Origin of the sequence: Frischella japonica (assembly GCF_014489845.1) — a bacterium.
Taxonomy (GTDB): domain Bacteria; phylum Pseudomonadota; class Gammaproteobacteria; order Enterobacterales; family Orbaceae; genus Frischella; species Frischella japonica.
In genome coordinates this window covers 24,990-50,055 of the sequence record NZ_JABURY010000018.1, presented here as the reverse complement: position 1 = coordinate 50,055, position 25,066 = coordinate 24,990, and the positions used below count along the sequence as shown (strand labels likewise).

General features: G+C 34.3%; 21 protein-coding genes. 13 read left to right on the top strand and 8 right to left on the bottom strand.

All coding sequences use genetic code 11. The annotated features are described in order from the left end of the window. Window positions 1-163: 163 nt before the first annotated feature. From FcAc13_RS08790 to FcAc13_RS08750, 9 genes are all read left to right on the top strand, one after another. Window positions 164-1,258 (top strand): AAA family ATPase, encoded by a 1,095-nt coding sequence (locus FcAc13_RS08790; protein ID WP_187755849.1) that lies wholly within the window; start codon window positions 164-166, stop codon window positions 1,256-1,258. After that, window positions 1,251-1,673, top strand: coding sequence for a bpX5 domain-containing protein (locus FcAc13_RS08785; protein ID WP_187755848.1), 423 nt, complete (start codon window positions 1,251-1,253; stop codon window positions 1,671-1,673). The genes FcAc13_RS08790 and FcAc13_RS08785 overlap by 8 nt, the downstream gene beginning before the upstream one ends. Further along, window positions 1,663-3,435 (top strand): hypothetical protein, encoded by a 1,773-nt coding sequence (locus FcAc13_RS08780; RefSeq protein ID WP_187755847.1) that lies wholly within the window; start codon window positions 1,663-1,665, stop codon window positions 3,433-3,435. The genes FcAc13_RS08785 and FcAc13_RS08780 overlap by 11 nt, the downstream gene beginning before the upstream one ends. A 3-nt stretch (window positions 3,436-3,438) precedes the next feature. Then, a complete protein-coding gene (locus FcAc13_RS08775) occupies window positions 3,439-6,393 on the top strand; it encodes a bpX6 domain-containing protein (RefSeq protein ID WP_187755846.1) in 2,955 nt (984 codons plus the stop codon). A 600-nt stretch (window positions 6,394-6,993) separates the two neighbouring features. Beyond that, on the top strand, window positions 6,994-7,482 hold the full coding sequence (locus FcAc13_RS08770) for a PTS sugar transporter subunit IIA (RefSeq protein WP_187755845.1): 489 nt from the start codon (window positions 6,994-6,996) through the stop codon (window positions 7,480-7,482). Next, entirely contained in the window at window positions 7,479-7,757 is a 279-nt protein-coding gene (locus FcAc13_RS08765; RefSeq protein ID WP_187755844.1) for a PTS sugar transporter subunit IIB, read from the top strand. Before FcAc13_RS08770 ends, FcAc13_RS08765 begins: the two co-directional genes overlap by 4 nt. Window positions 7,758-7,767: 10 nt before the next feature. Further along, the gene (locus FcAc13_RS08760; RefSeq protein ID WP_187755843.1) at window positions 7,768-9,141 is read left to right on the top strand and encodes a PTS galactitol transporter subunit IIC; all 1,374 of its coding nucleotides are present in this window, start codon (window positions 7,768-7,770) and stop codon (window positions 9,139-9,141) included. 43 nt (window positions 9,142-9,184) lie between these two features. Further along, window positions 9,185-11,296 (top strand): BglG family transcription antiterminator, encoded by a 2,112-nt coding sequence (locus FcAc13_RS08755; RefSeq protein ID WP_223064575.1) that lies wholly within the window; start codon window positions 9,185-9,187, stop codon window positions 11,294-11,296. Window positions 11,297-11,323: 27 nt separating this feature from the next. Further along, window positions 11,324-11,986 carry a class II aldolase/adducin family protein gene (locus FcAc13_RS08750; RefSeq protein ID WP_187755842.1) on the top strand — a complete coding sequence of 221 codons (663 nt, stop codon included), beginning with the start codon at window positions 11,324-11,326 and terminating at the stop codon, window positions 11,984-11,986. Between the two features lie 320 nt (window positions 11,987-12,306). Here FcAc13_RS08750 and dhaL read toward each other — a convergent pair whose 3' ends face one another. The 8 genes from dhaL to FcAc13_RS08710 form a co-directional block, all read right to left on the bottom strand. Beyond that, window positions 12,307-12,936: a dihydroxyacetone kinase subunit DhaL gene (gene dhaL, locus FcAc13_RS08745; protein ID WP_187755841.1), complete on the bottom strand. Its 630-nt coding sequence runs from the start codon at window positions 12,934-12,936 to the stop codon at window positions 12,307-12,309. A gap of 1 nt (window position 12,937) precedes the next feature. After that, window positions 12,938-13,942 carry a dihydroxyacetone kinase subunit DhaK gene (locus tag FcAc13_RS08740; RefSeq protein ID WP_187755840.1) on the bottom strand — a complete coding sequence of 335 codons (1,005 nt, stop codon included), beginning with the start codon at window positions 13,940-13,942 and terminating at the stop codon, window positions 12,938-12,940. A gap of 353 nt (window positions 13,943-14,295) precedes the next feature. After that, window positions 14,296-14,853 (bottom strand): C40 family peptidase, encoded by a 558-nt coding sequence (locus FcAc13_RS08735; RefSeq protein WP_187755839.1) that lies wholly within the window; start codon window positions 14,851-14,853, stop codon window positions 14,296-14,298. 144 nt (window positions 14,854-14,997) lie between these two features. Further along, window positions 14,998-15,408 carry a DUF4878 domain-containing protein gene (locus FcAc13_RS08730; protein WP_187755838.1) on the bottom strand — a complete coding sequence of 137 codons (411 nt, stop codon included), beginning with the start codon at window positions 15,406-15,408 and terminating at the stop codon, window positions 14,998-15,000. 158 nt (window positions 15,409-15,566) lie between these two features. Further along, window positions 15,567-16,232, bottom strand: coding sequence for a hypothetical protein (locus FcAc13_RS08725; RefSeq protein ID WP_187755837.1), 666 nt, complete (start codon window positions 16,230-16,232; stop codon window positions 15,567-15,569). A 120-nt stretch (window positions 16,233-16,352) separates the two neighbouring features. After that, window positions 16,353-16,832 (bottom strand): MFS transporter, encoded by a 480-nt coding sequence (locus tag FcAc13_RS08720; RefSeq protein WP_187755836.1) that lies wholly within the window; start codon window positions 16,830-16,832, stop codon window positions 16,353-16,355. Window positions 16,833-17,046: 214 nt separating this feature from the next. Continuing rightward, window positions 17,047-18,732 carry a vWA domain-containing protein gene (locus FcAc13_RS08715; RefSeq protein WP_187755835.1) on the bottom strand — a complete coding sequence of 562 codons (1,686 nt, stop codon included), beginning with the start codon at window positions 18,730-18,732 and terminating at the stop codon, window positions 17,047-17,049. A gap of 190 nt (window positions 18,733-18,922) precedes the next feature. Beyond that, entirely contained in the window at window positions 18,923-19,825 is a 903-nt protein-coding gene (locus tag FcAc13_RS08710) for a LysR family transcriptional regulator (RefSeq protein ID WP_187755834.1), read from the bottom strand. A 112-nt stretch (window positions 19,826-19,937) separates the two neighbouring features. Between FcAc13_RS08710 and FcAc13_RS08705 the strand changes: the two genes are divergently transcribed. From FcAc13_RS08705 to FcAc13_RS08690, 4 genes are all read left to right on the top strand, one after another. Next, complete coding sequence (locus FcAc13_RS08705) at window positions 19,938-21,005, top strand: alpha/beta hydrolase (protein ID WP_187755833.1); 1,068 nt, start codon at window positions 19,938-19,940, stop codon at window positions 21,003-21,005. Between the two features lie 71 nt (window positions 21,006-21,076). Continuing rightward, on the top strand, window positions 21,077-22,111 hold the full coding sequence (locus FcAc13_RS08700; RefSeq protein ID WP_223064574.1) for a cupin domain-containing carboxymuconolactone decarboxylase family protein: 1,035 nt from the start codon (window positions 21,077-21,079) through the stop codon (window positions 22,109-22,111). Window positions 22,112-22,547: 436 nt separating this feature from the next. Beyond that, window positions 22,548-23,699 (top strand): merozoite surface protein 3b, encoded by a 1,152-nt coding sequence (locus FcAc13_RS08695; protein WP_187755831.1) that lies wholly within the window; start codon window positions 22,548-22,550, stop codon window positions 23,697-23,699. Further along, window positions 23,699-25,063: a DUF6384 family protein gene (locus tag FcAc13_RS08690; protein WP_187755830.1), complete on the top strand. Its 1,365-nt coding sequence runs from the start codon at window positions 23,699-23,701 to the stop codon at window positions 25,061-25,063. The genes FcAc13_RS08695 and FcAc13_RS08690 overlap by 1 nt, the downstream gene beginning before the upstream one ends. The last annotated feature ends 3 nt before the right edge of the window (window positions 25,064-25,066 follow it).

The following is a 25,066-nucleotide window of genomic DNA, read 5'->3' as shown; positions in this document are numbered from 1 at the left end:
TCTATGAAAAACCTGCTATAGAATCATTAACAAAAATAAGCATAACCTAATTAAGTTATGTTTTTATTTAACTCATTAATCTTATACTTTACATTTGCTGTAAATGACAATATAGTCATTTAATATATATGTTGTCTAATTAAAATAATTAACGAAATCCAGAATGGAAACCACATCTAAAATTCGTCAATGCATCAAAATTGCTACTCAAGGTTTTATTGGTCGTGAACAACTTGCTGAACTTATTATTTTAGCCGCCATTGCTAAAGAACATTTATTAGTTATTGGTCCGCCTGGTACGGCTAAAAGTGCAGTGGTTCGGCGAATGGCTAAAACATTAAATGGCCAATATTTTGAGTATCTTTTGGGGCGCTTTACTGAACCATCGGAATTATTTGGTACAGTAGACCTTAAAAAGCTTCGAGAAGGAACCGTCGAAACAGATACAGCAGGAATGCTACCCGAAGCCGAAATTGTATTTTTAGATGAAGTCTTTTTAGGTTCGACGGCTATTCTTAATACGCTACTCGGTATTTTAAATGAGCGACAATTTAAACGTGGACATACACAAATCATTTGTCCATTAAAAATTTGTATTGGTGCTTCCAATAGTTTGCCCGATGATGATGGACTGTCGGCATTTGCTGATCGTTTCTTACTTCATCTTTTTGTTGACCCGGTAGCTGATAATTTTATTGAAGATTTGTTGGCCGGTGGCTGGCAAGCGGAATATGCGGCAATTGATACTTCACTTTCATTAGATGAGCTCTCAACACTGAGCGATCAAGTTAAAAAAGTAAATTTAGACAAAATTTTTTCACCTTTTGCTGATGCGATTCGCCTGCTTAGACAAAATGGTATTGTTTTATCTGATCGACGAGTGGTAAAAACATTAAAACTTATTGCCGCAGCAGCATTAGTTAATGGCCGTTTTGTAGCGGATAAACAAGATTTGTGGCCATTGTATTATGTGATACCAACCATGGATATGCAGCAACAAGGACAAGAAATTTTAAAAGATATTTTTATGATTTCGAATAATTCTCAACTTTTTAATGCCGCTGAATCTGCAACGCAACAACCCAATGCACGTTTAGAAAGGTTAATTGAGTTAGCAAAAGGTTGTTTAAATAATGAAGATATACACATTGAAAGTGTATTACGGGAAATTGATGCTAATTATGCCGCAAATACCATACCAGAACCGCTCAAGCAGTTAAGAGCGCAATTAATTAATTTGATAGCTCAAAATGCATAGTCATTCCTATATACAATGGCATTGGCAATCCAATAATGATGCGATTACACCCGTTGCAGTAGTGGCATGGCATGATGTTGTCAGGCGTCTGTTAATTCATCTTAATCAGAATTTGCATAAATATGATTTATCCAAATATCAATTTGTTAAAGGTGATAATTTCATTGTGATTATTGGTGAACCATCATTATTACCATGGATTGATGGTGTACAGTATGCGATGTTTGATAGTCAAGAGCCACAACTGTGGTTACCTTGTCATGCTAAGCCATCGATATCATCGACACTTTTAGCCAGAGCAATAAATTATAAATTTAAGTTTAATCATATTCTGTTGTGGAATGATCCCCAAATGGTAATTCCGTTGGAAAAAAAGTGGCCTTTAACTAAAGAGTTTATTGCATATGCCTTGTAATCAAATACCAAAACCATTTCAAGCTTGGCGGCCTTGGTTATCATGGTTTAATGACAGTCTACAACCGAATATTGCCGATCTTATGTTGCAACTCAATCCATTATTAGGCCCCGTTAAGGAAAGCCAATGGCATGACCAACAGTTATTATCCGGTTTAGGTGATTTACATAAGCGTGGCAGCTACGCAAATTTATTAGCAAGTGAATGGTTAATTGCACAAGAAGAGCCGGACGAGTTTATCCGTCGGGCGGTGTCCTATGAACACTTGTTTTTAGCTCCAACCCAAGAAAAATCGAAAGCAAATGGGGTGATTATTGCCCTGTTTGATAGTGGTATTTTACAACTCGGTGTATCACGGTTAGTGCATTTGATATTAATGTTACTTTTAGATATTCGATCGCATGCGCAGGGTAGCCAATTTTATTGGGGCGTAATTCAATCTTCCCCTAAATTAAAGTTATTTCATGATGTAAATGATCTTAAATTACTATTAAATACGCGCACGACTAAGTTAGTCGATAATAACCACCTAGATGAATGGCATAATTATATACAGCAAGCTAAATTAGATTATGATGAGTGTTGGTTGATAGGCACTAATCATCAAAAAATTGACTTGGTTACTCATCAAGTCAATATCGAAAGGTCTATTGAAGATTATAATAAACTATTAGTTAAGATGACCAGTAATATGATGACAAAATGTTGTCAGTTAACCTTACCTAATGAAATCATTTGCGCCAAAATGGTGTTAGGTCAGTTCATGTTTACAGGTCATTATGCTGAAATAGTTAAAAAATCGATTGTGCCAATTAACGTTAACTTTAAGCCACTCATTTCGGCAAATGGTAATCGTATTTTGACCTATAATGGCGACAATACGCATATCTATTTTGTCAATCTTAGCGATTTGATGAAGGTGAAAAATATTTGTCATATTCATCATTACCATCTAAATTATCCAGTGTTAGGTTTCGATTTACTGGGTAAACATGTTGTTGCTTTAATTCAAGACAATAAAACATTTTTTATATGGCAACCCAATAGACCGCGAATTGAAATAGCTGAAGTCATTCATGTTGATAAAAACAACGTTGTTATCGCTTTATTATGGCTATTTAACGGACATGGTACAGATATTCTATTTGTTGATGCGGAAAATAAACTATATGTTCTTTCATTCCTTCCCAAAAGCCAAGAGAAAATCACCAAGATTTATAAAATTGCTGAAAATGTCATAGCCTTGTTTAAATTGAGTGACCATCAGGCATTATATCTATACAACAATGATAAACAACAACTACTGATTAACGGTCATAATATTAATTGCCATTTTTTCTATTGTTTAACAACGTTGCCAAATTTGTCAAACCAACAGTTTTTTATAACTGCCGAATCATTATGGCTACAAGGATTTGGGCGACTCGCTATAGGGCAGGCACAAGAGTGGCAAATTTATACAGCCGAGAATGATTACCAGAGAGTAGCAATACCTAATGAATGGCAAGTTTTTGGTCTATATTATGATAACAAAACAAATCGTACCGACTTCTTGGTAATTAATCAAGACAGAAAGCAAGTCGCATTATTTGATTATAGCAATAATAATATGGATGTATGCTTTCGATCGCCAAATAAAATTATAAACTATAGTTACAATTCGTTAGCTCAATCCTTTTCTGTAACGACTAATATGGGTGAATTAATTCTATATTCATTTGTATCACAATCCGCACGCCTGAGATTATATAAAGCTAATTAATATATGGAAAATATTGTTGATTTTATACCAAATCCAACCTTAAAAGGTGATCAATACATCGCTGGAATATGGTTTCCTACCCAGTGGTTTGATAGTATACAACGCCGGCGTTTATTGATAAAACATTGGTTTTTAGGTTGCACAATCTATCAATTTGAACATGGTGATTTACTTAGATTTCCAACCTTAAGATCATGTGATTGTGATAATTTGGAAGGTTGGCCATTGATATTAGAAAATGGCATCTTATGTTCAACTCAATTACCTAAAAAACTTTTTGCTAAAGTTGCCGATTATCATTTGATATTAATTATTGGTAATCAAATGGCGATGTATCATTATGATGAAGCTGTCATAATTGATCCTGCGCAGTGGGTCGATTTAGCCGAATATCAATTATGCACAACTGAAACTTATGCTGTTAATGTGGTTTATGATGACGTTCCTGATTTTATGGAACAAAGTAAGCCTCTTGAGCAAATATTTGCTGGTAAAATGCCGTTGTCAAGTCCACTTATGCAGCAGTATATCGAGCAACTACAAAAAAACGCTAAGCAAAAGCAGTCTAATCAACAGACTAATACTCCACCACATTTTCAAGCAGCAAAAAAATTTAGGCTAATATGGATTGCCTATGCATTTTTTGTGTTTTTGATTTTTTCCCACCTATTTAATTTGGATCTTAGTTCACTTTATTATGGTTCTTTTATCGACTTTAATGGTTCAGGTTTTACTTACTTAATTATGTGTGTTATTGGTTTGGTTACTATGAAGGTGATTAGAAAGATCATTAAGTTTACTAATATGGTAAAGCAAGGGGAATTTGATAACGTTATAGAAGCAAAAACATTTTCTTATAAAATTAAAAATAATGATTTACCGCCAAATAATAATCACTCGATAAATTCAACAATACCTGCTCGTCAGCGTCCGAAAATAATTAATCCGAGCAATTGGCGTAAGTATCTCACCGTATTTGCACTAATTACAAAACTTAGTCAATTGATTGCTTTTCGGCAAGGCAAATATCTCGAAACTATGCTGAAAAAGTTTGAGCAAGGCGATTTACAAGATGCATTACGTTATGCCATTCCGATTAATGATAATGCATGTTCAACCGGTCAATCTTTTGGAGTACCTAAACCACGTAGTAAATTATCGTTAAGCGAATCGATTTATGGTGAAGCAAGCTCTATTTATCTGCCACCAGAGTTAATTGAGCATTTAAATGTCCTTTATCGGCAGAGTTTCGATAAATTGGCTAAAAAAAATAAAATCGAAGACGCGGTTTTTGTGTTAGTTGAATTATTAAATAATTTAAATGAAGCACTGGAATTTTTAGTGCAGCATAAACGTTATGCACAAGCTATGGAGTTGGCGATTACGCGTGATGCTGAACCCGAATTGATTGTGAAACTTTGCTGTTTGGCAAATGATTGGAATCAAGCAATAATGATAGCAAGGCGAGATAATGTATTTGCTAATACGATTTTGCTACTTGAACAGGAACAGCCGGCTATAGCCAATAAATTAAGAGTAGAATGGGCTAAAACATTAGCTGACAAGGCAGAATGGTTAGCTGCGATCGATGCGATTTGGCCGTTACCTGAATATCGTTATCTTGCTGAGCAATGGTTTAGCAATACTGAAAAACTCAATGCTAAGACAATTGTCAAACGCTTTATTTTAATGCCTGATTCGATTGCTGAGCTTAAAACCAGTTTATTATCCATAAAAAATAATCCTGACGAACATCAATTAAGATTTGATATTGGTAAACAGATATTGTTGCACCAGCAATATATTGATAAATTACGTGTTTTATTACATATGTTTATTAACATAATCATTGCTGATGCTATTACTTATCCCAATCAATTAACTCGAGCTGACATAGCAAAATTGATTGAACTCACAGGCGATAAAGCATTAAAATTTGATATTCCCATTTCATCATTAATTATGGTCAAACAGCATTCATTAATGGACTCAATTGATCTTGTTAAATACCATTGTCCTGAGATGGGTTATCGAGCGATTCATGATATGGTTGCTTTAGCTAATGGAAAATATTTAGTTGCTTTGGGAGAAGCGGGGATTTTATTAGTAAGCAAAAATGGCAAACAATTGGCTCATTTTATGATTGCGGCGGAATCATTTGTAATTTCAGACAATCGGTTACAAGTTTTAGCGTTGATAAAACGTGATAGTTACTATCGTATTCATAAAGTTGATTTAACAACCGAAAAATCGGTTGACCTTGGTTTGATCAAATTTCAGTTTTGTCAACGGCAATTTGATGGTATTAACTGGACCATTGTTAATAATAACTGTATTGAAGTAATTAATATTGGCAGTACATTATCTGTTGTATGGCGTGTTGATCTTTCACCTAATAAAATTGAACAGGGTGTTAGGGATGAGCTGCGTGAAATTTATGTAACCCGTGTAATCCGTAATCAAAAAAATAAACTTGAAGTATTTACATTTCGTCTTCCACAGCATCGGTTATCTCGTCGATATGATATTAAGTTTATTGAAGATATTTATGGCACTCCTTATGTTGGAGAATATTATGGCTTTTTTCTTGATGCAGAATTAGACATCGTTTTTCATTTAAAATATGATAAATATAAAAGCAGATTGATGTATAAGCGTGACTATCAGTATCAATATATAGGTATTCCTTTAACGATTTCCCCCGAGCAATTAAAACATTTAATTGTGCTCTCAAGTGGTTTATTGACAATATTGTTAGTTAAACGAGATGATGGTTCGGGTTGGGATATTCACTTTTATCATTACAGCACTGGTACGATAAAAGCTACCATTGATTGGTCTGGTAGTTGTTCACTTTCAGGAAGATGCGTAGGTGGTCAATGCTATTTTTATGATGATAAAGGTCGTTTATTGCATGTTAATATCAAAGAAAGCGAAGTAACTTCTTTTTCAATTTAGTTTTGATCTTAATGAAGATAATAAGATTAAATATGGCAATTTGTCAGCCAATATTATCTTTATGTGTTATCAATTCGCAATTATCAAAGATAATAGTGTTTATTAACACCTATTTTATCTGATTAATTAATAATAAATGCTTATAACATTTAATAACTACTTTCCTGACTGCTTTTTTCTAGTAAAAAGTGATAGCCTGTTTTCGGTATGCTTTATGAATTTTCTTTTAAATATGGTAAGGCAATTTACCGATCATCAATCATGATAACTGCATTGTTATACGATGTTATCTCTTTAAAATGAATGCTTTTTATGGCGTCAATTTTGCAATACAAACAAAATACAGCAGCGTTACTTAGTTTATTATTTTAAACAATATTCGTAAATATGCATGCTAATATAAGATTGGATTATCTTATCATATAGTTATGTTCATCCCTATGATGAGCAATACCATGGATATTATTTGGTAGCAAATCAATTAGTCTCATTTTCTTTAATTCCCTAAAATCAACCCTATCAGATTAGATTGAATTCATTTGAATTATGGCAAATATCAAATGATTTGAATTTGCTAGTTACTTAATGATGGAGGATAAGATGGAGAATGAGTCTAACAATCAATGGTTTTTTAAAGATTTAGTTCTTTTAGATAAAAACTTCCACAGTGCGGATCAATTTTTTGATTTTACTTTCCCTATTTTAAGCAAGGGTGGTTATGTGAAAGACTCTTTTTTGACGGCAATTAAATACCGAGAATCTGTCTATCCAACAGCATTGCCGACCGAACCTTATGTAGTTGCCATGCCACATACTGATATTGAACATGTTATTAAACCTTTCATCTTTGTTACCCGGGTTAAATCAGCTGTGCCATGGTGCGAAATGGCAAATAATGACAATGTATTAAAAGCAAATTTTATTTTTTTACTTGGCTTTATAGAAAAAAATGGACACATCGATTTACTGCAAAAATTGATGTCATGTTTTGTTAATCCAAGTTTTTTAGCGTCGCTTTATCAAGCAAAAAATACATCTGAAATTCTTAAACTATTAAAATCAAATATAAATTTTAAGGAGTCATCATGAAAAAAGTTATTGTTGCCTGTGGTAGTGGCGTAGCTACATCACAAACTGTTGCAAGTAAAGTTACGCGTTTATTAAAAGAACGTAATCTTGACGATATCAAAGTAGAAGTCGTCGATCTTAAATCAGTCGATACCCATATAAAAAATAGTGCAGCATATATCGCGATAACAAAAATTGAAAAACAGTATCCGATCCCAGTGATTAATGGAATTGCATTTCTAACAGGAATCAACATGGATGCTGAATTACAAAAAATTATCGAGGCCTGTAAATAGGAGTTTAATTATGGAATTTCTTGGAACGATCATAAATTATATTTTGAATTTAGGAGCACCGGTATTTGTTCCTTTCATAATGTTGATTGCTGGATTAATGGTCAGAATGAAGCTGAGAGATGGTGCTTCAGCGGCAATTACCTTAGGGGTCGCATTTGTTGGAATGAGTATGTTGATTGGCTTTATGGTTGATGCTATTGGTGCGGCTGCTCAAACTATGATGGAGCGAACAGGCATCGAGCTCAGTATTGTTGACGGTGGATGGACTACTATGGCAAATGTCTCTTGGGCATGGCCTTATGCATTTTTAATGTTTCCGTTACAGGTTGGCGTGAATATTTTAATGCTAGTCTTAAAAAAAACCGATACGTTTAACGCCGACTTATGGAATGTTTGGGGAAAAATTTTTACTGCTTTCATTGTTGTCGCGGTTGTAACCCCTATTTTAGGTTCTGTTATCGCACTCATTCTGGCATTTGTTGTTGCCACATTGCAAATCATATTGGAACTCAATTCCGGCGATATTAACCAACATCGAATTGAAAAATTAACTGGAATTCCGGGCGTTACATGTACACATAGAATGTTATTTTTTAGTGCAATTTATTATCCTTTTGACCTCTTACTACGTAAAATCCCGGCATTAAACAAACCCATGGATGCAGCAACATTACGGTCTAAACTGGGTATTTTTGCCGAAAATCATGTGATAGGTTTTTTACTGGGTGTGACTTTTGGCATTATTGCTGGTTATGATGTTGCAGCGATATTAATGTTAGGCATACAAGCGGCTACGGCATTAATGCTATTCCCAATGATTTCTAAACTATTCATGCAAGCCTTATCACCTATTTCTGAAGCGATCAGTGATTATATGAATAAACGTTTTGCCGGACGTAAATTATTTGTTGGTTTAGATTGGCCGTTCATGGGTGGGGCTAGTGAAATATGGTTTACGGTGATTGTCGCTATTCCTTGCACTTTGCTTTGGGCGGTTATTTTACCAGGAAACAAACTATTGCCATTTGCCGGTATTATTAATATTGCACTAGTTGTCCCTGCTTATATTTTAACTAAAGGCAATACGTTAAGAATGGTGATATTAGCAATTATTGGTGTGCCGTTTTTCTTATTTGTGGGTACTCAGTTTGCGCCAATTATCACAGATTTAGGACTTGCTACCAAAGCGATTGATATTCCAACTAATCAACTGATTTCAAACAGCTCAATCGATGCACCGGTATTTACTTATGCTTCATCCTTTATATGGCAATGCTCACAAGGTTATTTTGTGCCTTTAATCTTGGCGGTGTATTGGTGTATTGGGTATGTGTTTTATGCGCGTGAATTGCGAAAAGAATATTTACAAGAAACCAATCAATAGATGCAGATAAAGCTAATGATTGGCAGGATAGTTAATAAAACTGATGGCGAATCAAATTGCCATCAGTCAAAAGCAAGAGGCTGATAATGATATGGTGGTTGATAAAAGAATTCATGCCGTTTTAAATGCATTAATAAAAAACCCGAGTATGAGTGGCGTAGAGTTGCAAAATGAATTTGGATTAACTCGTAAGCAACTTAGTTATACTGTTAAGAAGATTAATGATTTCCTGGAATCTTCTAATCTTGAATTAATAAAACGTTTCAAAACTGGAAAATTTAGTGTACCCAAAGTTGTAATTGAAAGATTTCGAGATGACCTGGCTTTTCTTGATAGCAAACGTTATATCTATTCAGAAGATGAACGTATTCATTTATTGCTATTTTTTTTATTAACCAGAACCGAAAGATTGTCATTGATTCATTTATCATCGGCACTTATCGTTAGTCAAAACACCGTGATTAATGATCTAAAAAAAGTGCAAATCATGATTGTGCAATATCATTTACATGTTCATTATGATCGTGAAAATGGTTATCGAATCACTGGCAGTGAAATTGATAAACGTTATCTATTACTTAAATTAATTCATCGCATTGTTAACATGCCTGTTGCCGATAAAATTTTTCGGCAACCTAATATTATCCCTCAAGGTAATTTAGAACAAGTCGGTATCGTTTTTAGTGAAATAGAAAAAAAATTAAAAATTGTCTTTACTGACGAACAGTTACAAGAATTAACCTATTTTATCTGTTTTGTGTTACGCCGTATTGAAAGTAATAAAAAAATTGAATATCTACCGGAAACTTACAGCGAAGTCGTCAATAGTCGTGATTTTCAATTGATGAAAAAGTTAATTGAAAAATTTGGTATTGTTGATGTTAATGAACAGATTTTTTTAACGGTTTTAGTACAAAGCTCAAATATTCAAACGCTTTCCGACAAATATTTTCATCTTGATGCGGTGTTATTAGAAAGTGTGGTTGAGGTCATTGTTAATTTCGAACAGATTAGTTGTATTACTTTTCAGGATAAAAATGAACTCATTGAACGTATTTATCAGCATTGGAAGCCAGCATATTATCGAATTCGTTATCATATTAACAATATTAATAGTGTCTACGATATTGTATTGCAAGAGTTTGGTCATTTGCATGAAATGGTACGTAAAGCGATAACCCCATTTGAAAAAATTTTACATGGTAAGATGCCTGATGAAGAAATTGCTTTTATTACTGTCTTATTTGGTGGCTGGTTAACACGAGAGGGACTAATTAATCAAATCAAAACTAAAAAAATCGCGATTGTCGTTTGTGAGAATAGTGCAACAGTATCGACTTATCTTTACCTGACTTTACAAGTTTTACTTCCAGAATTGCACTTTTCTGATGCTATGTCTAAACGTGAATTTGAAAAATATAAACACTATTATGATATTGTTTTTTCAACTTCTCATTTAACGACCGATAAATTATTATTTATTGTTAATCCTTCACTTAATAATCTACATAAAATTGCTTTTCGTCATCAAGTTATGGGGACTTTACAAGGTATTGATCCCAGTATTATTCAAGTTGAAGAGTTGATGTCGATTGTTGAAAAACATAGTAGTATTAAAGATCGAAAGACATTACAAAAAGCGTTAACGACGTATCTTTATCATGATGAAGTTAATGAAAATCCTTTACGTATCACTCAGCAGGAAATACCGTCTTTAGCGGATTTGATGCAACAATCTCATATTATAATTGCTCAAACAGCGAATATATCATGGCAAGAAGCATTAAAATTTGCTGCTCAGCCACTTTTAAATAACCAATTTATTGAACCCTATTATCTGGAAAGGATGATACATAAAATTCAGTTTGAACAACCCTACATCATGTTAGTTGATGGTTTGATTATTGCTCATGCTGGGATTGACGATGGTGTAAAGCAAGTGGCGATGTCGTTACTCAAATTACCAAACAAAATCGATATTTGTGGTTATATGCAAGCTGATCTAATTGTTGTTTTAGCAACAAATAACCCGCAAAAGCATCTTAAGGCGTTAGCGCAATTAAATGAGTTATTAGAACTACATGATGGTGCCACGCAAATCAGAAATGCAAAACTTAACCATGAAATATGGAAATTATTTGCTAACTATCAATGAATATTTTGCCAAAAAAGGAGCGATAAAATGTTAGAAATTCAAAAACAATCTGTGATTGAAATGGCTAAAAAATCAAGTGAATGGGGATTATGTAAACATAAGGCCGGTAATTCAAGTGTGCGAGATAAACAAACTGGTTATGTTCTGGTTACACCGACCACCATTGATAAAAAACTCTTAACCGTACGTGATATTGTCGTAATGGATCTCGATGCTAATGTGATAGAGGCTGCATCAGGTTTAAGACCAACTAGTGAGTGTTTAATGCATCTGGAGATTTATAAGGCACGTCCTGATGTTTTTGCTATTTCACATACGCATTCTATTTTTGCTACCTCATTTGCTGTATTAGCAAAACCAATTCCAGCTGTTGTTTATGAGTGTGCAATATTAAATTTAAAAGATGGTATTATTCCTGTAGCGCCATATGGAAGACCTGGGACACCAGAACTTTCAACGAGTGTTATTGAACCCATTAAGCGGGCTGATGCCATATTAATGGAGAAACATGGTGCAATTGCGGTTGATAAAGATCCTTATGAAGCGGTATTAAAAGCGGCTTATATCGAAGAAATGGCCGAGATTTATTATCATGCTTTATTGATTAATGGTGGTAAAGATCCTGGCGGTTTTCCACCGGAAGAACTGCAAAGTTGGGCATATCCTTCGCAGATTAAATTTAAAATATAGCTTTATTTCAAATAAATCACCATTCCGCCGATCATACGGCGGTTTGTTAAAGTTATGCTGTTGATAAATATTGATAGCAATTTTTCATGAAACCTCAATAAACAAATTATAACATGGATGCTAAAATTGTTGATTTCGTTATTTTGGATACGTGATGAGTCAATTTAACCGCGTAAAAAATGTATATTGCGATTAAAGAAGATTGCCAAATCATCTTAAATTAATCAGCAAATTGCGTATAGTGTTTTAGATTAAGTTAATCGCTTTGTTCGAATTGTTAGCGCAAACAAACCGCCGATTATAGCGGCGGTTTGTTTGAGTCATGCTGTTTGTAAATAGTCATTCATATATTTCAGAATAAAAGCCATTGACACCGAACCGGGATCTTTATGACCAATGGATCGTTCCCCTAGATTCTTTGCTCGTCCAAATACCGCTATCATTTGAGCTGTATTTTCAGCACCTTGCATGGCAGATTCGACAATTTTCGGTAAGGCATCAGTCAATTTTGCGCTAGTAAGTTCAGTTGCTGTTTTTGCTGCGGCTGCAAGTGCATCAACCATGGTTTTATCGCCGGGTTTGGCATTTCCTCGTTGATAGACTGCTTGCCAACCATCATTAAGTAGTTTTGATAGTGTTTCAGCATTAAAATCCGTTGTTCCGGCAATACTTTTTCCGCCAGCTCGAAAAAAAGTGCCAAAAATAGCGCCCGATGCGCCACCCATACTGGTCATTAATTTAGTGCCAATTTGATTGAAGAGATCGCCAATATCAATAGCGTTAAAATTGGGGTTTTGTAGTAATACGATAATAGCAGCAAATCCGCGTTTCATACCAATCCCATGATCGCCATCACCAATCACTTGATCTAATGCGGTTAATTCAGGTTCACTTTCTACCATTTTTTCGGCGGTAAATAACATCATTTCTCGTACTTGTAATAAATTCATTTTATTTTCTCCATCCTAGGGTATGACAAGGTAGATCATAGAGGTGCTGTAGTTCGTCATCTAATTTAAATAAACTAATTGAGAAACCAGACATTTCAAGTGACGTACAATAATGGCCAACTACCACATCGTGACTAATCATACCGCGGCGATCAAGTTCGATACCTACTTTGCGTGTTATAATCAGTAATTCGGTATTGCTGAGTGCGCCTAAGTTATTAATTAATACGCAAACACGGTCATTGTTATTGAAAGGTAAATCAGCACACAAACGATCGATCATCTCTTCGACGATGTCATCACTAGATGTCATAGCTTGTCGACGTAATCCTGCCTCACCATGAATACCAATACCAATTTCGAGTTCGTCAGCAGCTAATTCAAAATTAAAATTTGTTGATTGTGGTAATGCGCAGCCATCAAGTGCGACCCCAATAGTCCGAACATAAGTATTGGCTTTATTAACGACACGGTAAAGATCATCAAGATTATATTTTTCTAATTGGGCAGCCGCACCAGCAATTTTGTATAAAAACATAATTCCAGCAACGCCACGACGATCAGCAATTTTTGACAAGGGAGCAGAAGCTATATCATCGGTTGCCCGAATAGTTTTCGAGACGATATTTTCTTCCGCCAAAATTTCAGCAGAAATATCAAAATTCATACCATCTCCAGAATAGTTACCATATAAAAATAGCACGCCTTTTCCTTTTTCTATCGCTCTCGTTACTTCGATAATTTGGTCTGGGGAAGGTGATGTAAAAACTTCACCCAGAGCACAACCATCTATTCCTCCTTGACCGACAAAACCAGCAAAGGTTGGTTCATGACCACTACCACCACCTGAAATGATAACAACTTGATCAGCTTGTATATGATTACCATAGACCGCGCAGTAATCTGTTATTGCAGTTAGTTTGCCATTATAGGCATAAACTAGTCCTTGCATGACTTCATGTCTGACATTATTTAGATCATTAAGTAATTTTTTGGGTTTACGCATTGCTATTTCCTTTTTAAATTAATCACTGTTAATCGTATTTATTGTAGGAAAAAGCGCTGGTTAGAACGAATACAATTAATGACAAATAATCTCCTTTTCATTGCGCATCATCGGGAGGGTGTTGTGGTTCCACGTATTTAAATCAGCAAAATAATGCTAATCAACCTGGAATGTTGTATATGAAATAAGTTAGTTTTAGTATTAAAATAAATAGCAAGATTAATTTCATATGATTGATTTCGCTATAAAAAGGGATAGTGATAATTACTTATTTTTGTATCTACAGTTTTGTTATATAGATTAATTATAAAACCACGTGGTGATTGTGTTGTTGTATTATGACTTATAGAGTGTTATCTGGTTTGAGCAGGAGATTGGTATATCCAAGTAATATCATCATGCTTAGCAAACGCACTTGGGAAAAGATAAAATCCATTGAGTAACGGGAAATTCACATACTGCCATTCTACTTTAAAATCAGGGTAATAACGGCTAATAGCATCGGATAGCAAAGTAGTACAATACAAATGCTCATCTTTTTTGGGCGCAATGATAAAGCTAGCGCCTTTTCGCGTTAAAAGATAGTTTACAATTTGTTGTTGCTGGGTTGTGGTTAAGAAATTCGGTCTGGCGATAGCAAATTTTTCTGCTAGTTTAGGGGTGATAAACTCAGCTAAGCTTGAGATAATAACTTGATTTGGATGATTATGATCATCATCGGTCGTCGCATGAATGATTTGAATTTCTGGATCAACAGCAACAACCATCCCGATATGAGAATATTCGTCACCACTAATCTGTCGGACAATAAGGCTGTCTGTTTGTGTTCCTTTACGGAAAATCCAATCCCCAATTTTTATTAAAGAGGGATTAGGTACTGTTTGCGGTGGATGTGATAACTGGCAAGCCAATCCAAAACAGCTCATAAATAGGATTAAAATAAAAGTATAAGTGAGGAGTTTCATGGATAATAGTTGAATATTAAAAAGGATAACATTATTTTGTCACCCTTTAATTGAAATTAATCTGATATATTTTGTAATTGATTCATCCTATTATTTAAGTTTAATTAACCATTTATTATCAATCTTGATCACAGGAATTTTTTCATTTCGGGTAAAGCCATCTTTAAATGTTATCTTTGTGTTTACCATTGCTGATGTTTTAGCATCGTTAGTATAATCCGTAGCAATATTTTCAACTTTGTCTAGTCCATTGTGTTTTTCAGCAAATTTTTTGGCATCTTGCGCCATTTTCTCAAATTTTGAGACAAATAACTTTTCAAAATCATCAGTTTTATCGCTATCTTTAATATGTATCAATTTAAGAATAGCACTCGCATCACCGGCATAAAAATGTGTTATAAACTTTTCTGACACATTTTCTGGTGTATTAACGTCAGAATTACAAGCTGTCACTAGAAATGCTAACATAAAAATACTTAAAAATTTATACATCAATTTCATTGTTCATATTCCTCTATCTATCATTTTAAAAATACCTAATCTATTTTATAAATTTGGTTTAATAATGAGAATAATAATACTTCATTAACATCGTATTTAAAAGGAATTTCCATATAGTTAATCAACATATTTTATTCAATAATCTGTTAAATGATTTTTTATAAATTTTTATTCAACCACTGAGCATGTAACCATTTCTGAGTTTGTCGACCAGCCCTAATGAAGTCCCATTCGATATTTCTTTCGAAAACCATTACACTTTGATCTGGAGCGATAATGGTCCAAAAATATGATCCTGTGTTTAAATCACGACATTTTACCTTTATACCAGTAATAGTGATTTTTTTGTCGGCAACCATGATGGTCTCATCATGTGTATCAATCCAACTATTTTTATAGTTGACTAATAAATCAGGGGCATAATTTTTTAGAAAATTTAGTGTTATTTCAAAAGCGACTACTTTTGAAACCTGTTGTTCTGACCTAATATATTTAGGTAATAGTCTGACAAATCCAAGTAGCATATCTGAATTTTTATCGATTACAAAAGAGATATGTTGGTGACCAAGATGAGTCGTCTGTTCAGGCTCAAAACGTTTTAATGTGATCGGTTGTTGATTATGCGAGCCTTGTTTTTTCAGGACTAAATTAAAATTCATTTCATCTTGGTGTAACAATTTTTGTAGATTGGTAGCTAATATCATATTTGCCGGTTTTAATGTGGTCGAATCCATTATATTTTCCTTAATATTACTTAATTCCTGAGCAAAAGTGGGGGAAGATAAAAAAACAATAATAAATATTAGTGTGATTAATTTTTTCATAATAAATTGCTATTGATAAGTGCGATTTTTTAAACTTAATATAAGTTTTACTGCATTAAAAATGAGAAAAAATACAATAAAAAAGATTAATGTGTTTGAGTTAAACATAGTTGGTAACACCTAACCTAAACTTGCTCCAATAAATAATATACTTGTATAAAGTGATGTTGCCATGCCTCGATTTTGAATGCTAGAGTTTATTGCAATACAAGTGATCATCGAGGGAACAGCATAGGCAAGATCGAGAATAAAAACAAAATGAATCATTAACAAAAGGTAAATGGGGTTTTGCTGATTATTTAGATAAAAAGCATGCATCGCTAAAGAAATGGCCATTAAACACAATGCGATAACTAATACATATAATGGACTTATTTTTTTGTAGACAAAGCTAGCTGTCAAACTAAACAACAGAGTAAAAATACTGATATTTCTTAATTCTGATATATAAATACTTAACCAATTTTGGTGCAGCACAGAATAAAGCGCAACAAAACTTAACAATACAAACAAAGAACAAAAATAAATTGCCAAGCGTTGTTTATCTAATAATAACTTCGGTAATTGGCTAATCATGATAGTAATCGACGATTTAGTCATTATACTATTTTGATATTTATTTTTGATAATAAGAAAAGCAAATAGCACCCAAAAGATAACTCAACGTCACTGTCCACATTATCAGATAAAGATTATCTGTAATCATTAATGAAATTAATACAAATTTAATTATTGATAATATATCAAATCAGGTATTTATATGAAGTGATGATGGTCAATGCAGAGTAAATATCTGCATTGACATTAGCAATAACTATTTTTTATCATCTAACGCTGCAGCTTTTCTCACTAATTGTACAAATTCGCTGCGATATCCGTGAGGATCCTTACCTTTGGCGTTATTAGCCCAACTTGCTATTTGTTGATAAGATGTTTGAGATAATTCAGGATTATTGCGTAACTTTTGCCCAAATGCAGCTACTGCTGCTATAAAGCGCGTTTCGCTACTTGCTTTATCAAAGTTGCTAACCAATGCTTTCTTTTCTAATGGTAGAGAAACTAGATTACTTTTCTTATCCTTTGGTGCTTTCCAACGCAGTTTGAGAAATGCGATTTCATTACTGTTGATAGAAATATTTGGCTCAGATTTTTTTGCTTGGTAGCGTAAAGGATCAATACTTGGCGTATTACCGACTAAAGTTAGCTCATATAAAACGGTGGTTTTTTTACCAGCACCGATATCACCAGCATCCACTTTATCATTGTTAAAATCTTCTTGTTTTAACTGTCGTTTTTCATAACCAATTTGACGATAATCCAACACGTATTGTGGGTTAAATTCTATTTGTGCTTTGACATCTTTAGCTACTGTGACTAAAGTTGCACTCATCTCTTCTTGTAATACTTTTTGGGCTTCTTTTAGACTATCAATATAGCTATAATTGCCATTACCGGCATCAGCAATTTGTACCATCAATTGTTCATTGAAATTATCATCACCGAAACCGAGTGTAGATAACGTAATGCCTTTTTCTTTTTCACTGATAACAAATGCTTTCAACTCTTCGGTACTACGAATTCCAACATTGAAATCACCATCAGTCGCCAATAATATTCGGTTAATGCCGTTAGCGACTTTGTTTTGTTCGGCCATTTTATACGCTAATTTAAGCCCTGCGCCACCAGCAGTGCTGCCACCAGCCTCAAAATTGTCAATTGCAGCCAAAATTTTTGCTTTATCACGACCTGACGTTGGTGGCAAAGCAACACCTTCACTTCCTGCATAAGTTACAATCGCCACTTTATCTTCCGGACGAAGCTTATCTACTAATAACTTTAATGATTTTTGTAATAATTCTAATCGGTCAGGACCATACATGGATCCCGATGTATCGACTAAGAAGGTAAGATTAGAAGGTGGGAGCTTTTTAAAATTAACATCGTTAGCTTTAATATTTACCTTTAATAAAACTTTGTCTGCATTCCATGGGCTTGGGGTTAGTTCATAAGCTACTGAAAATGGCGAACCTACTAACGGTATTAGATCTTCATTTGGAGCACTTGGAAAATAGTTAATAAACTCTTCTACTCGTACTGCGTCAGGATGAGGCATACGGCCTTGCGACAAAAACCGGCGGCTATTAGCATAACTTCCTGTGTCCATATCGAGACTAAATGTACTTACAGGTTCGTTGGCAACTTGTTTGATTGAATTATCAGTATAGTTTTTATATTGCGCTGTGTCTGATGATATGTATATGTCATTAATAAACCTTTGTGTCGAACTATTGCTAGTAACCAGAGTATCTGAAAACTCACCCATTCGGTAATTAGGTTCTATCAATATGTTAGAACTGTTTTCTGAATTGTAAGCCGGTTTTTTCGATGCTTGAGAACTGTTTTCCGAGTAATCATTACCACAAGCAGTTAATATTCCGCTTAATAATATTAAGATAAAATTTTGTGCCAGCGTTTTTTTTTGAAATTTTATTTTTGACATAAATGACCCCTTTTCTGAAAATAAATTTTGGTATAGTTTTGCATGGAAAATGTATAAAATCCAATCAATTCTGCTTATAAATCTTTTGATCTATTGGTAACATAATTTTTTTATTTAATTAGCAGCCAAATTTAAAATTTAACGTCTTCGCTATTAAATTTTTTGTGATATACATAACCTTTTTATGGGATTATTCATTTTTTTGCCAACGCAATAATTCAATGAATGCGGTCATCGCCGTAGTTTTATGTTTGTTGGGTGGGTAATAAAGGTACATCGGTGGATAAGTAATGGCTGTTTTATTTAACAATTCAATCAATCGTCCCGCTTGTATATCGGCTTGTACGCTGGTACGTGGTAGCCAAGTTATTCCCAATCCATCTATGGCAGCTTGTTTAATTAAATATTGTGAATTGAAAACTAAGTTTTCTGGAACACGTATTTTATGTAATTGTTTTTGTTCAATAAACTCCCATTCGCTGACTCTAAATTCTGGATTAAGCGCGATCACAATACAACGATGGTTGGTAATTTCTTGTAATTGTTTGGGTTCACCGTATTGACTTAAATAGTAAGGTGAAGCAATCAGAGCCATCGTATTTTCAGCTGATATCGGTACTGCGGTCATGTCTTGAGCCAAGTCTTTACCTGAACGGACACCAAAGTCAAACCGTTCCGCCACAATGTCACAGTAATTATTATTAATAAAAATTTCAATTTCAACACCGGGATTTTGCGCTAAAAAGTGATGAATTTTGGGATAAATTAATTCAAAAGCTGGACGTTCCGGACAATTAATGCGAATTTTCCCACTCATATTATGGGTATAATCAGAAAGCGCACATAACTCTTGTTGGATACAGGTGAACATTGGCATAACGCGTTCCAATAATTGTTGACCTGCTTCGGTAGTCGAAACTGCACGAGTGGTACGATTTAATAATTTTATTTTTAACCGCCTTTCTAGCTCATTTATTCGATGGCTTAAGGCAGAGGGTTGTACATTCAGGATTGCAGCAGCTTGCGTAAAACTACCTAATTTAGCAATTTGCAAAAAAGCATAAAGATCATTGAAATGTTTATGACTAGTCATTGTTATCCCATTAATGAATTTTACTCACAAAGCCATGTTAATTATCTTATATTATCATGGTAATGTTGTCTGCTTATAATAAATTACATTCATTATTTACGGGAATAAAACAATGAGATACTTAAAGACAACACTATTAGTCACGCTATTAGTGACAACATTAGGAGGCGATGCTATGGCTCAAGATTATAAAAATAATCCATTTACACTAACGTATGAAAATGCCTTAACTAAAAATGAATCAGGTAAAGTTAATATACATCCCGTGAAATATAAACAACACCAAACTAATATTGACGTAGTTGCAAACGTGTATACGCCAGCAAATTATAATCCTATAAACAAATATCCGGCTATTGTCGTGGCTCATCCAAATGGTGGTGTAAAAGAACAAGTGTCTGGGTTGTATGCACAAAATCTTGCCGAGCAAGGTTACATTACTATTGCTTTTGATGCGGCTTATCAAGGCGGAAGTTCAGGAACACCACGTTATACTGACAAACCACAAAATCGTATTGAAGATATTCGAGCCGCAGCCGATTTTATTAGTCAATATCCTGGTGTAGATGCTCATCACATAGGTATGTTAGGTATTTGTGGTGGCGGTGGATACTCGATTAAAGCAGCTCAGACCGACAAGCGTTTTATTGCTGTGGCCACGGTGAGTATGTTTAATACAGGTGATGCGCGACGTAATGGTTTTATGCGTAGTCAAAAAGAGACAATCCAACAGCGTTTGAGTGATATTGCCAAAGTCCGGGCACAAGAAGCCGTGGGGGGGGAAATTCAATATTCTCCTTCATTTGGTCAAAATATGACTCCTGAACAAGTGGCGGAATTACCTTTTGAAATGTATCGCCAAGGTTATGAATACTATGCCAATACGCATGCTCATCCAAACTCGCAAACGAATAATACGATCGATAGTTTTCAAGATTTAATAGCGTTTGACGTCAATACTAATGTTGAATTAATTAGTCAACCTTTATTAATGATTGCTGGTGAGAAAGCGGATTCACTCTATATGACTCAAGAAGTTTTTGCTAACGCAAGTGGAACCGACAATAAAGAATTGTTTCTTGTGCCAAATGCAAGTCATATAGAAACATATTGGAAACAGCCTTATGTGCAGCAGATAACTGATAAATTAACCACATTTTTTGGTGATAACTTAAAATGACAATCAAAACAGTTAAACTATTTACATTACTTTATTTTTTGCTATTTAATCTAAATCTACAGGCAGAAATAATGGATACTCAATTAACTTCAAGTAATACATTTATTTTACAGTCAGCTGATAGCGATCATTTTACTGGCAAGGCAGCCTTTATCCGTTATCCATTAATGCCTAGCCACGGTGATGTAGCTCCAGCAATTGTCCATTTTGAACCAAATGGATTTACCAACTGGCATGCACATAGTCAAGGGCAGTATTTAATTGTGATAGAAGGGACGGGACGTTTTCAACAGTGGGGAAAACCAATTCAGCTGATCACCCAAGGTGATGTGGTATGGATTGCGCCAAACGTTAAGCACTGGCATGGTGCCGGCGAATATACAGCAATGAGTCATATTGCAATCAGCCCGGCAAAGGATAATATGGTTACTTGGATGGAAAAAGTCCAACCGGAAAGTGTTAATAATCCCATAAAAATTGAAACCACCAATAATCAACAATTAACGGCTAAGCAACTTGTTGTAGTTCCCCTTGCGATCGCCGTGACCGAAGGCGACCAAATTGCGGTAAAAAAATTTATTGAACAAGGGCTAAAAATAGGGCTGACAGTCAATGAACTTAAAGAGTTGGTGTCACATCAGTTTGCTTATATTGGCGCACCTAAAACCTTAAATGCTATGATCACCTTGAAAACGGTGCTTGAAGAACGAATTAAGCAAGGTATCAATGATCCACAAGGTTCACTACCAACCCAATTAGGGCGTGTTAATTATTATGAACTGGGAACACAAAAGTTAGCGCAACTCACTCATCGTCCAACTAAAACAGCTATTTTCGATTTTGCCCCAGCGATTGATTATGCCATTAAAGCACAATTATTTGGCTACCAGTTTAGTCGTGATAATTTAGGTGATTTTGAACGAGAATTGGCTACACTGGGAAGTTTGATCGGACTAGGCACAAGTGTAAATCCACAATTACGTTCACATTTAACCATATTACGAAACCTTGGTTTAACCGAAACGGGTATCAATCAACTTATTACTCAGGTTAGTCCTAAACAATTTACAAACTTGCATCAAGTATGGAATGAGATTAATAAATAATATGTTATTAAAGTGAAAATAATAACCAATTTGGTCTAACGGTAAGTTAAAGCCAAGTGTCTTTAGCAAAGCGAAAATTCTCTTTACTAATATATAATCAAATATGAGTTGCCATTATTCGTAAAAAATAACCCGTTAATATCATACTATTGACGGGTTTTTTATTGATAAAGCGATTTTATAATGTAAATGTTATTTAATGGAAAACAATTATACTAAAATGGCAATTCCTGACGGATTATTGTTTGTTTTGGCTAGTTTTGAACGTTTATTAACTTTTTTAAGCTAGTGGTAAAAATCAATATGATTAAATTTAGTCGAATCTAAAAAACATTCACGCATGAAAGCGACTATCAATGGTAATAATAAATTTATTACTATATAATTTATGCTCATTTAATATACGATTAATTATAAAATTTCAAGGAATTGTGAAATGTCTAATAATATAGTTTCTTACGTTGATAGAGCGGTACAATCATTAAATAAAGTGGGTATAACTATTAAGCCACAAGCTGATGCTCCAGTTTTAAAATTACTAGATAAAATTGCAGAAATTGATAAGAATCGTATTGTTGCTATTGCTCGTACTTTGCAACAACAAGGCGCTTTTAATGAAGTGGTGCGAGAGCAAATTGATGGTATGGCAGTTTCTCAGCGTTACACGAAAATTGTCAGTAATTTTGATAGTATTCGTACCGATATGGAAAAGATGGTCGGTTGGTTAGATGATGGACGCTTAGATTTTTTTGAAAAAGTTAAAATAGGTTGGATGACCCTACAACGAGGCTCAATCCCTGATCGCTTTAATGCGATCAAAAAGACCTATCTGGAAGTATCTAAAGATACCAATCATCAGATAGAGCGCGAGCGCGTTATTTCAGATGCCTATATCGATTTTCGTTTTGGTTTAAAGCAAGCACAAATCGCTGCAGAGGAGGTGGTGCAAATTGCCGCAGCTCGTCTCGAACAGTGTAAAGAAAAATTAGCTTTGGCGATGGCGGCAGTTGATGAATATCATTCAGATGATCATGTTGGACGAGCACGTTTAGAGCTTGCTCGTGATGAGGCGTTACGTAATGTCCAACAAGAAGACAGTCGTTACCAAATTGTTTTAGATTTGTCCAATAACTTAACCGTTTCCTATAATTCGGCTGAAGCGGTTTTTGCCCGATTACAGCAAACTACATCTGTTAAGGAACGTGTTTATCAACAAAGTGTCAGTTTCTTTTCCACAAATGAAATTGTTTTTACGGCATTAAGTGCTTCGATAACATCATTATCAGGTTTAAGTGAAAGCACTAAAACGTTAGAAGCAATGAAAGAAGGTATGAATAAAGGCATTGAAAGTATTGCTTCAATGGGGAATAAGCAACTTGAAGAAGGGTTAAGAGCAGGATATGGATCAACGATCAAAGCTGATTCTTTACGTTCTTTGGTTGAAGCGATAGTTAATTATCAAGAATCCAGTCATCAGTTGATTACTGAGCTTAGAAATGAATCGATCAATAATGCTAAAGAAATTGATCGTATCGTAGAAGTTGGGAAAGAACGCTTTAATAATATTTTGTTAAAGGTTAATGTTTAATGTCAGAATTTAAACTCAGTGACCAACTTGGTGCAATGGCAATCATTGATGAACTTTATCAAAAGCAGCAATTATTACTTGAGCACCTCGATCGGGAAACACTACATCGTAATTTACAGCGAGATATCAAAAGTTACTATCAAACTCAAGGTTTACCTATTAATGATGAAACCATAGAGAAAGGAATTAAACTTTGGTTCGATAAGCGATTACGATTTAATGCACCTAGCCATTCATGGTTTCAAGATTTATTGATTTACTGTTACATAAGCAGAAATATCATAGTTTTTTTAGTTGTTATAGTCTTATTTATCTGTACAGTAAGTCATTCTTCTAAAGTTGGACGAGTAAAACAATTACAAAATGATATTAATACCACTTATAATCATATTCAAGATAGCAAACAATCTTTAGATGCTTTAAATAATGAGTTTATTGAACTGAATAAACAACCGATTAACTTTGTGCTTGTACCGGCAAAAAAATTAAAGGCAATTATTGTAGAAGCACTTAATCAAGACGATATTACACCCCTTACTAAACCGGTATTTGATTCATCTTCTGCTATTAAAAAAGATACCCTTAATCAACTTCAACAGATCGATATTTCAGTAAACAATAAGTTAGCCAAAATTAACTCAAAATTATTGGAATTACGTAATTTACTTGCTACAGATCAACAATTAGCTAAATTAATTTTGAGTGAACCTTTTATCAATGCCTCTAAGCAATACCCAATTTTACAAGTTACAGTTGATGCGGTTCTTGATAGCCTTAATCGTGGTGAGAAGACGGTCGATCTTACACGTCTAGAAACGCTCTATAGTACAGTTGAACGCGCCGAAGCGATCAAAAATAAAATACGCGCAGACAATATTCAATTGCATAGACTTAATGTACCTGAGTCTGATATGGCGCCGGTTACATCACTACAAACCGCGTTAAAAGCCGATTTAAAAGAACTTAATTTCACCAATGTAGAGAATTATCAAACGATGATAGCTTACTATATTAAACTTGCTCAAACGCCGTTAAATCTGATTGTTGTCGATAATCCAAATTATAAATCAGGTATTGTTCGAACCCATGATGATACTCATGGTCAATCTTGGTATTTAATTGTTACGCCAACATTACCGTCTGGAATAGCAATGCCAATATGGGTAAAAAGTATCGAAACTGGTGAAATGAAATTAGTCAGTATGTTTGGTCAACAAGTTACTCAAGACATATTTAACGTGGTAAGAGCTGATAAGGCACAAGATGGACACATTGATAATAACTTGCTTTGTCAAAAAACAATTGGTCGATTGACTTTTGTTTGCCCAAGTTCAGTGAAACCAGGCAGAATTTTGGAGTGGTAAAAT

Bases quoted from the DNA above. Each gene is read 5' to 3' on its own strand.
- FcAc13_RS08790 (WP_187755849.1), top strand. From the start codon at position 164: ATGGAAACCACATCTAAAATTCGTCAATGCATCAAAATTGCTACTCAA.
- FcAc13_RS08785 (WP_187755848.1), top strand. From the start codon at position 1,251: ATGCATAGTCATTCCTATATACAATGGCATTGGCAATCCAATAATGAT.
- FcAc13_RS08780 (WP_187755847.1), top strand. From the start codon at position 1,663: ATGCCTTGTAATCAAATACCAAAACCATTTCAAGCTTGGCGGCCTTGG.
- FcAc13_RS08775 (WP_187755846.1), top strand. From the start codon at position 3,439: ATGGAAAATATTGTTGATTTTATACCAAATCCAACCTTAAAAGGTGAT.
- FcAc13_RS08770 (WP_187755845.1), top strand. From the start codon at position 6,994: ATGGAGAATGAGTCTAACAATCAATGGTTTTTTAAAGATTTAGTTCTT.
- FcAc13_RS08765 (WP_187755844.1), top strand. From the start codon at position 7,479: ATGAAAAAAGTTATTGTTGCCTGTGGTAGTGGCGTAGCTACATCACAA.
- FcAc13_RS08760 (WP_187755843.1), top strand. From the start codon at position 7,768: ATGGAATTTCTTGGAACGATCATAAATTATATTTTGAATTTAGGAGCA.
- FcAc13_RS08755 (WP_223064575.1), top strand. From the start codon at position 9,185: ATGGCGAATCAAATTGCCATCAGTCAAAAGCAAGAGGCTGATAATGAT.
- FcAc13_RS08750 (WP_187755842.1), top strand. From the start codon at position 11,324: ATGTTAGAAATTCAAAAACAATCTGTGATTGAAATGGCTAAAAAATCA.
- dhaL (WP_187755841.1), bottom strand. From the start codon at position 12,936: ATGAATTTATTACAAGTACGAGAAATGATGTTATTTACCGCCGAAAAA.
- FcAc13_RS08740 (WP_187755840.1), bottom strand. From the start codon at position 13,942: ATGCGTAAACCCAAAAAATTACTTAATGATCTAAATAATGTCAGACAT.
- FcAc13_RS08730 (WP_187755838.1), bottom strand. From the start codon at position 15,408: ATGAAATTGATGTATAAATTTTTAAGTATTTTTATGTTAGCATTTCTA.
- FcAc13_RS08725 (WP_187755837.1), bottom strand. From the start codon at position 16,232: ATGAAAAAATTAATCACACTAATATTTATTATTGTTTTTTTATCTTCC.
- FcAc13_RS08720 (WP_187755836.1), bottom strand. From the start codon at position 16,832: ATGACTAAATCGTCGATTACTATCATGATTAGCCAATTACCGAAGTTA.
- FcAc13_RS08715 (WP_187755835.1), bottom strand. From the start codon at position 18,732: ATGTCAAAAATAAAATTTCAAAAAAAAACGCTGGCACAAAATTTTATC.
- FcAc13_RS08710 (WP_187755834.1), bottom strand. From the start codon at position 19,825: ATGACTAGTCATAAACATTTCAATGATCTTTATGCTTTTTTGCAAATT.
- FcAc13_RS08705 (WP_187755833.1), top strand. From the start codon at position 19,938: ATGAGATACTTAAAGACAACACTATTAGTCACGCTATTAGTGACAACA.
- FcAc13_RS08700 (WP_223064574.1), top strand. From the start codon at position 21,077: ATGGATACTCAATTAACTTCAAGTAATACATTTATTTTACAGTCAGCT.
- FcAc13_RS08695 (WP_187755831.1), top strand. From the start codon at position 22,548: ATGTCTAATAATATAGTTTCTTACGTTGATAGAGCGGTACAATCATTA.
- FcAc13_RS08690 (WP_187755830.1), top strand. From the start codon at position 23,699: ATGTCAGAATTTAAACTCAGTGACCAACTTGGTGCAATGGCAATCATT.